We start from the raw sequence: 12,547 nt of genomic DNA on the forward strand, positions 1-12,547 counted from the left end.
AGAATGCGGCATGGCGAACACAGGAATCAAAACCCGCAGATGGGTGGTGCTGGGCAGTTGCGCCGCCATTGCCGCGGGCTTTGCGATCCGGGAATATCGCCTGATCCCAGAAGCCTACGGGGGCGGCCAGCTTGAGGTTGCCTGGGCCCATCGGCAGGCCCTGGCCGGTGAGATTGTGCTGGTGGATATCCGAACGCCGCGGGAATGGCGGGCGACGGGTGTAGGCCAAGGGGCCCACCCGCTGGACATGCGGCGCGACGATTTTGTGGTGGCCCTGACGCAGCTTGTGGGCGGAGATCAAAGCGCGCCTGTGGCGCTGATCTGCGCGCGCGGTGTCCGCTCGGCTCGTTTGAGCAATCAACTGACACAGGCCGGGTTTACCAATATTATTGACGTGCCCGAGGGCATGTTGGGATCAGCGGCAGGCCCCGGCTGGGTGCGTGCCGGATTACCGGTTGAGGCATTTACAGAGGAAACAGGATGAGCGTGAAATACGGGTTGGCCCTGTGCCTTGCGATCACTGGCCAGACGGCTTTGGCCGCTTGCGGCGGCGCGGATGAGATGTGCGAAACCGCATCCGGCGGGTATTTCATAGAACTGCCCGAGGCCGAGAACCCGCCGCTGGTGATCTTTCTGCATGGCTATGGCGGCAGCGGCACCGGGACGATGAAAAATCGCGGCATGGTCGACCCTCTGCTGGCGCGGGGATACGCGGTGATGGCCCCCGAAGGGCTGGAGCGGGAAAACCGGCCCGGGGTCAAAAGCTGGAATTTCTATCCGGGTTTTGGCGACCGGGACGAAACCGCCTTTCTGACCGAGGTTGTTCAGGACGCCGCAGACAGGTTCGGTGTCGATTCTGAGCGGGTCGTTCTGGGCGGGTTCTCGGCGGGGGCGTTCATGGTCTATTACCTCGCCTGCGCCGCGCCCGATACGTTCTCGGCCTATGTCCCCGTGTCCGGCGGATTCTGGCGACCGCACCCCGAATCCTGCGATGGCCCGGTGCGTTTGTTCCACACCCATGGCTGGACCGACAATGTCGTACCGCTCGAGGGGCGGCTTCTGGGCGGTGGCAGATTCCATCAGGGCGATATCTTTGCCGGGCTGGAAATCTGGCGCGTCGCCAATGGCTGCGTCGATACCAAGCCCAGCGGGTTTTCCACCACGGACCAGTTCATGCGCCGCTATTGGACCGGCTGCGCAGACGGCGGCGCGCTGGAATTTGCCCTGTTCCCCGGTGGGCATACCGTTCCCAAAGGCTGGGCGGACATGATGGTGGACTGGTACGAAGGGCTGCCCGGCGGCTGATCATTCCGCCGGGGTCATGGTACCCTTGCCCTCGATCAGGCGCTTCAACTCATCGCGGTGACGGCGGGCCGAACGGGTGATCGCCGGTTCACGCACATCCTCACGCATGCCGACCATCCGCCGCGCCGCACCCGCAGACACACCGCTCAGCGCGGATAGCGGGATCGCAAACGCCAGACTGATAGCAATCGGGGCCAGCCAGACCGAGACCAGCCCGGCCAGAATGCCGGCGCTCAGCGCCACGCCGCTGATGGTTTCCAATGAGTGGCACAGGATCAGCGTGCGCAGGTTATACCTGCCGCCATCGCGCGCCTGCGGTGTCCAGCCTTTCTGGATGCCAAAGGTAGTTCGTATCACCGCGATCATCTGCTGAACCATCAGGATCGGTGCGTAGAGGATCGACAGCACGACCTCGGCCAGGAAGGATGTTAGGAATTTGCGCCCGCCGCCGAATTCGGAATAGCGCACCCCGCTCAGCGGCAGGGCCAGCACGCCCAGCACCTTGGGGGCCAGCAGCATCGCGTACATCACCAGAATGATCAGCACATGCCGGGTTTCCGACATCTCGGGCCATTGCGGGAACAGCGGGTTGTCGGGGCTGAAATAATGCAGGACCGAGGCATCCTCGCCCTGACCGATCAGCGCCCACATCACCAGCAGGGCAAACCACAGCGGCGACATCAGGTAACCCACCGCGCCGTGGAACATGTGGAACCGCGATACGGCACGGAAACCCGCCGAGCCCAGCAGTTTCAGGTGTTGCAGGTTGCCCTGACACCAGCGCCTGTCGCGCAGGGCGTGGTCGATCAGGGTGGGCGGTGTCTCTTCATAGGAACCGCGGATGCGCGGCAGGAAGCGCACGCCCCATCCGGCGCGGCGCAGCAGGCCGGCTTCGACGAAATCGTGGCTCATGATCAGCTTGTCTTGACCGTTGAACCCGCGCAGTTTCGGCAGGCCCGCGCTCGAGGCAAAGGCCCGCGTGCGGATGATGGCGTTATGGCCCCAATAATTGCCCTCCTGCCCGCACCAGCGGGCCAGACCTTCGGCAAAGGCTATGCCGTAGACGCCGTTGGCAAACTGCTGCATCCGGGCAAAGACCGACTGCGCGCCGATCAGCTGCGGGTAGCTTTGAATCAGGCCCGCGCCGGAATCGCGTGCCAGCGCATCGGTCAGGCGGGTGATTGCCCGCCCGGTCATCAGGCTGTCGGCGTCCAGCACCAGCATCGCATCCCAATCGGCGCCCCAGCGGCTGACCCAATCGGCGATGTTGCCGACCTTGCGGTCCGTGTTTTGCGGGCGGCGGCGGTAATACAGTTCCAAACCGGGGGCGAGGGTGGTGCGCAACGCCTCGATACTGGCCTGTTCCTGCGCTGCGATTTCGGGGTCGCGGGTGTCGGACAGGATGAACATCGCATAATGGTGCTGACCGCCCCGCGCACGCAGGTCTTCCAGCATCGTGCGGGCGTTGCCCAGAACGTTCCACGGCACTTCGTTGTAAACCGGCATCAGTAGTGCCACGCGCAGGGACTGCGGGCGGCCCTGCCGTTTGGGCTGCTCCTGCCGTGACAGCGATGCCATGCCCAGCAGCACGGTACAGACCGTGAAAGTGATCCAGAAGAAGTTGAACGAGATCAGCGTCAGCAGGATGCCTTCGACCAGATTGATCCCCTCGGCCCCGAACCAGTCGCTCATGACCCACAACAGGCCCAGCGTCGCTGCCATTGCGGGCGAAAACGCCAAGGCACGCCAGAACCCGGCCGAGGTGCGCTTGCCCTGCGGCACCTGCGCATCCCGGAAACCCGCGCTGAAATCCTGCGCCGGCATCGCCAGAGGGGCCTCGGACGGCATGATATGCAGATCGCGGCTCATGTGGTCCAACGGTAAAGCCAGACTTCCGAGGCCGGCTGTTTGTCTTTCAGCAACTGCGCGCGCAGTTCCACGTGATTGCGATCACCCGGCTGGAACGAAAACGCCAGCCGCAGGCCGCCCGTGTCGGGGTTGCGCTGCAGAACGCCGTCCGAGGTTTCGGCATGGGGCGAGTTCACAAAGATCGTCATCGCCTCGGGTTCGTCGAACAGCTCGCTTTCTTCAAAGTCGATTACGGCCAGACGGCCCTCGCCAAAGGTATTTTCACCCATTGCCGTGTTGATCACACGCGGCATCGGCGTGCGCTGGGGTTCCTCACCCCAGATCAGGCGGTAGGACAGGTCAACCTGACTGCCTGCGGCGTAGGGCTCCATCGGGCGCCAGTAGGCGACGATGTTGTCGTAGATCTCCTGATCCGCAGGAATTTCGACCAGCGTGACGGTGCCCTTGCCCCAATCGCCATTGGGCTCGACCCACAGGCCGGGGCGTTTGTGGTAGTTCGCCTCAAGATCGGCATAGTCCGAGAATTTGCGCTTACGTTGCATCAGGCCGAACCCGCGCGGGTTCATATCCACGAAGGACGAAATCTGCAGCCGGGTCGGGTTGGCCAAAGGCCGCCACAGCACCTCTCCGGCGCCGTTGCGGATCAGCAGACCGTCGCTGTCATGCACGGCAGGGCGAAAATCATCAAACCGGCTGTGGTTGGTCTGGTCGAACAGGAACATCGAGGTGCCGGGGGCGATGCCCACATGGGGCAGTTCCTCACGCGGGAAAAGCGTGGCCTCGACGTCCATGATGCAGTCGGCACCAGCGGTGACGTCGAAGCGATAGGCCCCGGTCACGCTGGGGCTGTCCATCAGGGCATGGACGACCATGTTGCGCTGGCCGGGCTTGGGGCGTTCCAGCCAGAAACGGATGAATTCGGGGAACTCCTCACCATCCGGGTCGCCGGTTTTCAGGGCCAGACCACGGGCGGACAGGCCATAGACCTCGTGCAGACCAATGGCGCGGAAATAGCTGGCCCCCTGCCAGACGCAGAATTCGTCGGTCTTGCCGGGGCGGTGCATCTCGGTGCGCAGGCGCAGGCCGGAAAAGCCCAGCGTGTCGTCGATGGGCAGGGTCGGCACATCCTCGGACTTGTCGAACATTCCCAGATCGAAGGCGACCGGGGTGGTCATCCCGTCCTCGACCGTCGAGACCTTGACGGTGCGCGGGAAATACAGGCCGGGGGTGAAGAAATCGACGTTAAAAGGCGTCTCGGTCTCGTACCACAGCGCGCGGTCCAGCCGGAACCGGATCGAGCGGTATTGCTGGTAGGTCAGGTCCTGCCATTCCTGCGGGACCATCTCGCGTTCCGCATAGGGGCGGCTGGCCATCTCGCGCGCCAGTGCGATCACGTCGTTGCGGTCAAAGGGCACATCCCCGCCCACGGCAAAGGTGGCCGGGGCAAAGGCGAGTGCCGAAGTCGATGCCAGAAATGCGCGACGGGTGAAATTCATTTTTTCGATTTCCAGGGTTGGGACTTAAACCAAGCGGCCAGATAGGCCACACCGATGATCATGGCAAAGCCAATCATGTTGGCCGCAAACACACTGGCAACATCCCGCCCGGTCTGGTCCAGAACCACGCCGATCAGACGGGCCGCAGCCATCGAGAAAACAAAAACCGCAAGCGATTGCTGACCAACCTTGGTGATCAGGGTCAGCACCACCTGCCAGACCCGCGCACCGGCGCTGTGCCCCGAGGCGATCAGGCGGTGGCCATGTTCCCCCGCCACAACCCAGCCCAGATAGGCCAGCGACAGGAAATGGATGTAACGGAACAGGCCGAACTCGGTCTTGTTGCGAAGCTCTTTGGTGATCGGCCAGACCTTACGGATTTCTTCGGCCAGATCGGGAAATGCGGCGTTGATCCAGGTGAACACCTTCCACGACCCGAAGGGCATGGACAGGATCAGGAACAGCGCAGCGGCCCAGATCAGCGTTTTCGAGACGGGCGGGGCCGGTATCCAGCCGCGCATGAAGGCAAAGCCGGTGAAGAACAGCAGTTGCCAGCCGAAGGGGTTGAAGAACCACTGGCGCTCCGACCACGGCTCGGCGGGCAGGGCCAGAACGCCGAACTGCGCGACCAGCCAAATGACGATCGACGTGGCGGCAACCGCCCAGAACCCGATCCGCGAGAGGCCCATGAACAAAGGCATCATCGCCAGAACCACCAGATACATCGGCAGGATGTCAAAGTAGTTCGGCACATAGGTCAGGGTGAACAATCCAATGATCTGAGGTGCGGGATCGTTGAAGAAATGCTGCAGGTTCAGGGACGAGATGTAAGTTTTCTCGAACAGCCCGGATTGATCCAGCGCGGCCATCGACATGGCGACAAAGAAGAACAGCGCGATATGGGCCCAATAGACCTGCCAAATTCGGAACGCGACCCGTGCCGTGCCCATCCACCAGCCCCTGCGCGCAAAAGCACCGCCAAAGGCTATGGCCGAGGCCATGCCGGAACAAAACACAAAAATCTCGGTCGCGTCCGAGAACCCGAAGCGCGCCGGAATCCAGTTGGCCCAGGGATCGTTGGGAATATGCGCGATCAGGATAATGAACATCGCGATGCCGCGATAGAAATCCAATCGCGGATCGCGGGTGCGCGCAACCGGGGCTGCGGCCGAAGCCGCAACCTGCGCAAAATCAGAAGCGGGCGATACTGTCGCCATACGGTTTCTGTCCTTCTTGGTCTTTTTGTTATTCAGCCGGGACGCTTTGTGCGTCTCCGTTGTCGCGGGCCGCGTCGATCAATGCGCGGCGCGCCAGGGCGTAATTGTCCTCGCCTCCGTCCCGCTTGGCGCGGCGGTCGTCCAGAATGCGCTCAACCGCATCCAGACGGCCAGCGCGCAGGCCGGAATCAATTGTGATGCGCTCGAATACATCACGTTGGGCGTGGCTGCCACCTGCCAGTTGCATTCCGTCGCGTGCATTTGACAGGAAATCAAAGGCTTGGCCATAGAGCCCCTCGCCAAAGGCTTCCAACCCCTTGGCTGCGGCGATGCCCGGATCGGACATGCGGATCGGAGTGTCGCCCTGATTGCGCTGCGCGTCTTTCTGGATACGCTGCAGCATCTGGCTTGTCGCCTCGGTGCGGTTGTCGCCGGTCAGGGCCAGCAGATAGTGGAGGTCGGCGAAGATCAGGCAGCCATCCTCGGTCCGGGTGGCGCTGAGGTCGGCCAGTTCTTCCCAGCGGTTGCCGACATTGACGCCCTCAAGCTCCAGCCGTGACAGCAGCGAGGTTGCGTTCGAGATATCGCGGTAATCGTCGGTTTTGTCCTTGCGGATGTGTTCGTCATACAGCTCCATCACGCGATCCACCTGACCCAGATCCAGATGCATCAGCGCCTTGTGCCACCAGACGTGATAGCGGAAGTTGTTGCAATGTGCCCAGGCGTCTTCGCGCCCGGCCAGCCAGTCCAGACCCAGCTGCGCGTTGCCCGTCATCTCGTGTACATGGGCCACGGCATGCAGGCCCCAGGCATCGTCCGACACCATCCACAGCGCCTGACGACCGGCAATCTCGGCCTTTTCATAGGCCCCGGTTTCCTCAAGCGCGAAGGAATGGCAACCCAGCAGATAGCCGCGTCCGGGATGATCGGGCGCATACGCAGGCAGAACCCGTTCGATCGAGCGGCGCATGCCCTGGGAATCCCCCAGAACGAAACGGGTCGCGTGGCTGAGCTTCATCGCCAGCGAGTCTTCGGGATGGGCGCGCAAAACCTCTTCGAATTTCTGAATGGCCTGCGAGGGCAGGTCGGCCAGATACATCTCGAGCGCTTCGACATACAGCCGTTCACGCGCCGAAACCGGCTGACGCTCCATCGCGGATTTGGCCGCGTTCAGCGCATCGACGGCGACCTGAATCATTTCGCGGCGGCCCAGCAGAACCATGAACAGGCCCTTGGTGGCGTGACCCAGCGCAAAATCCGGCTCAAGCTCAAGCACTTTGCCCAGATGCTGAGGGGTGATCGCCGCATGCGCCATGAACCCAAGCAGAACACCATTCCAGGCATCGACACTGGCCGGCTGGGTCAGGGTGTTCATTTGTCCAAAAACGTCTTGTTTCATACTTGGGTCCAATCTGATTGCGACACTTTACACTGTTCGATTTATCAGAGTGTGCGGATGCGTCGTATCAGTATCGACCCTGCTCTCGAATTGGTGAAAACCCGTGTGCGCAAAAAGCGAAAAAAACCGCCGATTCAAGGGCATGTTTCAGCGACATGCTGCCGAAAAAGGCAAGTGTTTCAGTCTTCGAACGGATTTTCAGCGCCCAAAATAGCGTCTGTATCGGCCCCAAAGACCGGGGGTGCCTGCCGATATGTTACAGGCGTGCGCGACAGGTTCAGCGGATTCCCGATCAACTGCACCTCGCCGGGGTCGGCCTGCATGGCAATCTGCATCTGTCTTGCTGCGACCTGATCGGTGGCAAAGACCTGATCCAGCGATTGCACCGGACCAACCGGAACCTTGACGGCTTCCAACTGCGAGATCACCGTTTTCGTCGTCAGCGCCCGCAACGCCGGGCGCAGCACATCGTTCAGCGCGTCGCGGTGTTCCAGCCGGGCCGGGTTGGTGGCAAAACGAGTGTCCTCGGCAAGTTCAGGCATCTGAATGAAGCCGCAGAACCGTTTGAACTGGTTGTCATTTCCAACGGCCAGAATCACGTGTCCATCCGAGGTTTCATAGACCTCGTACGGGACAATATTGGGATGCCCGTTGCCGCGCCTTTGGGGAACGCTGCCCGAGGTCAGATAGTTCACCCCTTCATTGATCAGCCACGCGACCTGCGCGTCCACAAGGGCCAGATCGATCTGCTGACCCTCTCCGGTCAGGTCGCGATGGCGCAGCGCGGCCAGAATACCCACGGCCGCATACATGCCGCACATGACATCGGCGATGCCGACGCCGACTTTCATCGGCATGCCGTCCGGGTCGCCGGTCAGGGACATGATCCCGCCATAGCCCTGCGCCATCAGGTCGTAGCCCGGTTTCGCAGAGTTGGGGCCGGACTGTCCGTAGCCCGAGATCGAGCAGTAAACGAGACCGGGCAGGTCCTGCGACAGGGTCGCGTAATCCAGCCCGTATTTCGCCAGCCCGCCGGGTTTGAAGTTCTCGATCAGAATGTCGGCATGCGAGGCCAGCCGTTTGATCTCCGCCTGTCCTTCGGGCGTTGCGATGTCGATGGCGACGGATTTCTTGTTGCGGTTGGCCGACATGAAATACGCGCTTAGGTCTGAGTGGTTGCCATCGGCATCTTCCACGTAAGGCGGGCCCCATTGGCGGGTGTCGTCCCCCCCGGTGGCCGGGTTCTCGACCTTGATGACTCTGGCGCCCAGATCGCCCAGAAGCTGGGTGCAGGTCGGGCCGGCCAGAATGCGGGACAGGTCCAGAACCTTGACGCCTTTCAGTGGTCCTTCAGATCCGGCCATCATATCCTCCGCGGTCAATCTCGGCGGCGATAACGGTGAAGCGGTCGGCTTTCAAGGCATCATTCAGGGCGTCCCGCAGTTCTGCGCGGTTGCGCACAGTATGTCCGTAGCCGCCAAAGGCCCGGCCCATAGCGGCGAAGTCATGATGGTCGAAGTCCACGCCACGGTTGCCCATCTGGCGCTGGCGCTGTTTCAACTCGATCAGCGCAAGGCTGGCATCGACGAAGACCAGAAAGATCGGGTTGCCGCCCATCTCGGCAGCGGTCGACAACTCTCCGGCGACCATCAGGAACCCGGCGTCACCGGAAAAGCTGATCACGGGGCGGTCGGGTTCGGCCAGTTTCAGGCCGATGGCCATCGGCACGGCACATCCCATCGTGCACAGCGCCGAGGACTGGATCAGACCGCGCTCTTCCGTGCAGTTCCACATCTGGCTCAGCAGGATGCGATGCGCGCCACTATCGGCAGTCGCCAGCGTTTCCGGCGGAAGGACGGCACGGGTTTCGGCGATCACCCCCGCCGGACCCCAGTCATCATCGGTCGGGAAGGCCTGCGCCAGCGCGGCCTTGACCTGCGCAGGTTCCCCGCCGGGCCATGTCTGGCGCGCGGGGTTGCCTTTGGCGACGGCTTCCAGCGTGGCCCCGGTATCGGCAACCAGATTCAGCCCGGCCTGATGCATGTAGTGGTCGTTGGGCACAGCCGAGATGTCGATGACGCGCTTTTCCTCGGGGTCCCAGATTTCGCGCCAGCCGGGGCGCATTTCGATGGGGTCATAGCCCAGGCACAGCACCAGATCGGCCTGTTCGACCAGCGGCACCAGATGTTTGTCCGCCAGCGGCGACAGGCCTGCGCCACCAAGGCACAGCGGATGATCCTCGGGCACCACACCCTTGGCCTTGTAGCTGGTCACGAAGGGAATGCCGAAATGTTCCAGAAACGCCTGTACCAAATTGCGCGAGTTGTCATAGAGCACGTCCAGACCGACAATGGCGATGGGCCGCTCGGCCTCGGCCACCCAGCGGCGGGCTTTTTCCACGCAGTTCCCCTCGGGCGCGACTGCGGCGATCTTGGCGCGGCGGCGGCGCTTTGCGCCCGGCACCCGTGTATCGGCAACCGAAATCGGCACGTCGATATGCACCGGACCGGGGCGGGGCTGGTTGACCAGCGTGACCGCCTTGTCGGCGACAATATCCGCGCCCTCAGCCGTCATCAGGAACGTGCCCTTGGTGATCGAGCGATAGACCTGCGCGTGATCCATCACCTGATGGGTGTAGGTCAGCGCCTCATCCGCGTCGACGCAGCCGGTCAGCACGATCATCGGCACCCGGTCCTGCAGCGCGTTGGCGACCACATTGATCCCGTTCATCGCGCCGGGGCCAAGCGTTGCCACCAGAATGGCAGGCGCGCCATCGCGGTGATGCACGGCCTCGGCCATGAACCCGGCGGAATTTTCGTGTTTGGCCAGATGAAAGGTGATCCCCGCCTGTTCCAGCGCATCCACCAGCGTCAGAACCTCGCCCCCCGGCATGCCGAACGCGTGGCGGCATCCGGCCTCGTACAGTCGTTGTGCCAGAAGATCAGCGGCGCGGGGGGGCATGTCCTGCATCAATCGTGCTCCGAATTCGTTATTTCAAAGCAGATTGCGGAGGATGCCCCCGGAAGCAAGTCGGATCACGTCAGTGTGACTATTTAGCTGCGCTTTCTGCCACCGCCTGAAACTTTTCGTCCAGTTCCAGGGCGATATCGCTCAGCGCTTCGCCGCCTTCGTAAACATAGGGGGCAAAGACAAATGTCGGCGTTTTGTAGGACAGCGTGGCCGTGCCGTCCGCGTTTTCAGTCACATAGAACCGGATCGGCGCTTCGATCATCGCGGCGGTCGAGGTTTCCAGAACGCGCACGGCGTAATCGTTGTTGAATGCCCCGATAACCAGATTGCCCGGAATGGCGATGCCCCGCGCGGCGGCGGCCTTGGTCGGCCCGGCCTGAGTGACCACGATCAGCCCGTTCCCTTTGACCGCTGCTTTGGTGTCATCGACCAGTTGCGCATAGCTTTTGCCCGAGGGATAGACGGCCCAGCCGGCGGGCGGCTCGGCAATCTCGGCGCTGGCGGGCAGGGCCAGAATACATAACATCGACCAGAGCGCTTTCATCGGGCAACCTCCTCGGCTAAGGGTGCGTGATTGATGCCAGAAAGCGGCGGGATGCGCACTCACATTCTTGTGTCCGGCGCGGCGCGATGAGCTTGCGCTGCGGTCGGGAAACCCGCAGAACTGGCGCACGGAAAGGCAGGGGCGATTTGGCACGGGCGCGTATTTTGATCTGCAGCAGTTGCGTTGGCACCCGCGACCGCGACGGGGAACGGCAGGCCGTGCAAGAGGCACTGAAGCAGGCCGGTTTGGACACGCAGGTGGACGTGGCCGAGCACGAATGTTTCAGCGGGTGCGATCAGCCAACCGTGCTGGCCCTTCAGGGGCAGGGCTTGGCCTCATACGTTTTTTCCGGGATCGATGTTGTGGCGGATGCCGAGGACATTGCCGCGACCTGCCAGACCTACCTGAACAGCCCGGCAGGGTGGATCGAAGACGCCCGGCCCTGCGGGCGACTTCGGTTGTGTCTGCGGGCGCGTGTTCCGGCTTGCTAGTCTACCTGAACCGTCGTCGAGGCGCGGACCGGAACGTTGTCGACCATCAACTGGCTGTGGCTGTTGGCGTTCAGGGACACTTCGATTTCAACCTCGCCCTTGGGCAGATCGGCGATGTGCATCCAGTTGCCATAGAGCCGCGCCAGTTTCACCCCGTTCGCATAGACATGGGCATGCCCTTCGCCGGGCTGGTCGGTGGCCGAGGCGTTTTCCGGCGCAAACCGAAAGTTCTGCGGCATGACATGCAGGTTCCAACCGGCCATCGGGTCTTTGACAATGGCAATTTCAACGGCCGGGGCGTCCGGCCCTGCCGGCAGGTTGATCGTTGCGGAATGGTCATGCGCAGCGGCTTCGGCATTGTGGCTGCCGTGATGGGCCGGGTCGGCGTGATCGTGGCCGTCGAAGGTAACACCATTGGCCGCCGCAAGCACGAACCCCGCGCCGCCGCCAAAGACCAGACCAATCGCAAACAAAGCAAGGGGGCGAGACATTTGTTTTCCTTGGGAAACAGAAAGTCCCGCCGGGGTTGCGCCCGGCGGGTTATCGGGTTGGCCGATCACGCGTTGGCTTCGGCGTGGCTGGCTTCTTTCTGCCAGAAATACCCGGAGAAAGACCCCACCAACACCCAGGCAACCAGACCGATGCCAAAGGCCCGCGCCGCGAAAAGGGCACCGATCTCGGTCGGCACGGGGCCGGTAAAGACATCAGGCTCGGGCGCGCCGATCAGGTGCGGGGCCATCAGCAGGACGGCTGCGATGACATAGCTGACAAGGTTGCCGCCAAACGCGATCAGCCACATGGCGACACCTGCGGAGGCCACGGTCGCAAACCACCAGAGCTGACGTGCGCCGACATCCGCCGCCGCAACGCCCGGCACCTCGGGGGCGAGTGTGAAGCCCGGCGCGAAGTGGAACGCGACGAAACCCGCAAGGCCCCACAGCACGCCGGTGCGGCCATCGACCTTGTGCCCCTGACCTTCGGCGACCGACATCAGCGCGACCAGAATCAGCGCGTAGCCGGTATAGGTCAGCATCGTGAATATGACGCTTAGCGCGTCGCGGGTCAGGTCCGAGAACATGCCGGGCAGTTCGGGATGTGCCGAAACGGCCTCGGCTCCGAAATGGATCAACTCCCCGGATTCATAAAGCTCGGCATGCAACAGCACGGGTTGCACGAAAATAAGCTGCAGCAAGGCGGCAATCAGCCCCGCTGCAGCACCAGCGAACAACGCGCTGGTCAGAATGCGACTGAACATC

General features: G+C 62.6%; 12 protein-coding genes. 3 read left to right on the forward strand and 9 right to left on the reverse strand.

Annotation, left to right across the window (positions count from 1 at the left end):
- Window positions 1-10 precede the first annotated feature (10 nt).
- Together ACR0EZ_RS12450 and ACR0EZ_RS12455 are read left to right on the forward strand one after the other, a co-directional pair.
- Window positions 11-484 (forward strand): rhodanese-like domain-containing protein, encoded by a 474-nt coding sequence (locus ACR0EZ_RS12450; protein ID WP_480613441.1) that lies wholly within the window; start codon window positions 11-13, stop codon window positions 482-484.
- Entirely contained in the window at window positions 481-1,305 is an 825-nt protein-coding gene (locus tag ACR0EZ_RS12455; RefSeq protein WP_480613443.1) for a CE1 family esterase, read from the forward strand. Before ACR0EZ_RS12450 ends, ACR0EZ_RS12455 begins: the two co-directional genes overlap by 4 nt.
- On the opposite strand, the gene mdoH is transcribed toward ACR0EZ_RS12455, so the two are convergent.
- From mdoH to ACR0EZ_RS12490, 7 genes are all read right to left on the reverse strand, one after another.
- Entirely contained in the window at window positions 1,306-3,174 is a 1,869-nt protein-coding gene (gene mdoH / locus ACR0EZ_RS12460; RefSeq protein WP_480613445.1) for a glucans biosynthesis glucosyltransferase MdoH, read from the reverse strand.
- On the reverse strand, window positions 3,171-4,670 hold the full coding sequence (locus tag ACR0EZ_RS12465; protein WP_480613447.1) for an OpgD/OpgG family glucan biosynthesis protein: 1,500 nt from the start codon (window positions 4,668-4,670) through the stop codon (window positions 3,171-3,173). Before ACR0EZ_RS12465 ends, mdoH begins: the two co-directional genes overlap by 4 nt.
- On the reverse strand, window positions 4,667-5,887 hold the full coding sequence (locus ACR0EZ_RS12470) for an OpgC family protein (RefSeq protein ID WP_480613449.1): 1,221 nt from the start codon (window positions 5,885-5,887) through the stop codon (window positions 4,667-4,669). Before ACR0EZ_RS12470 ends, ACR0EZ_RS12465 begins: the two co-directional genes overlap by 4 nt.
- A 28-nt stretch (window positions 5,888-5,915) precedes the next feature.
- Window positions 5,916-7,286: a tetratricopeptide repeat protein gene (locus ACR0EZ_RS12475; protein WP_480613451.1), complete on the reverse strand. Its 1,371-nt coding sequence runs from the start codon at window positions 7,284-7,286 to the stop codon at window positions 5,916-5,918.
- Between the two features lie 179 nt (window positions 7,287-7,465).
- Complete coding sequence (locus ACR0EZ_RS12480) at window positions 7,466-8,650, reverse strand: CaiB/BaiF CoA transferase family protein (protein WP_480613453.1); 1,185 nt, start codon at window positions 8,648-8,650, stop codon at window positions 7,466-7,468.
- The gene (locus tag ACR0EZ_RS12485) at window positions 8,637-10,256 is read right to left on the reverse strand and encodes a thiamine pyrophosphate-binding protein (RefSeq protein ID WP_480613454.1); all 1,620 of its coding nucleotides are present in this window, start codon (window positions 10,254-10,256) and stop codon (window positions 8,637-8,639) included. Before ACR0EZ_RS12485 ends, ACR0EZ_RS12480 begins: the two co-directional genes overlap by 14 nt.
- A 79-nt stretch (window positions 10,257-10,335) precedes the next feature.
- Window positions 10,336-10,800, reverse strand: coding sequence for a DUF302 domain-containing protein (locus ACR0EZ_RS12490; RefSeq protein ID WP_480613456.1), 465 nt, complete (start codon window positions 10,798-10,800; stop codon window positions 10,336-10,338).
- Between the two features lie 164 nt (window positions 10,801-10,964).
- On the opposite strand from ACR0EZ_RS12490, the gene ACR0EZ_RS12495 reads away from it, so the two are divergent.
- Window positions 10,965-11,291, forward strand: a complete 327-nt coding sequence (locus ACR0EZ_RS12495; RefSeq protein WP_480613457.1) for a DUF1636 family protein — start codon at window positions 10,965-10,967, stop codon at window positions 11,289-11,291.
- On the opposite strand, the gene ACR0EZ_RS12500 is transcribed toward ACR0EZ_RS12495, so the two are convergent.
- Complete coding sequence (locus ACR0EZ_RS12500) at window positions 11,288-11,782, reverse strand: hypothetical protein (protein ID WP_480613459.1); 495 nt, start codon at window positions 11,780-11,782, stop codon at window positions 11,288-11,290. The genes ACR0EZ_RS12495 and ACR0EZ_RS12500 overlap by 4 nt on opposite strands.
- A gap of 65 nt (window positions 11,783-11,847) precedes the next feature.
- Window positions 11,848-12,546 (reverse strand): CbtA family protein, encoded by a 699-nt coding sequence (locus ACR0EZ_RS12505; protein ID WP_480613461.1) that lies wholly within the window; start codon window positions 12,544-12,546, stop codon window positions 11,848-11,850.
- Between the last annotated feature and the right edge of the window lies 1 nt (window position 12,547).

The organism is Ruegeria sp. AK4, from assembly GCF_056541025.1.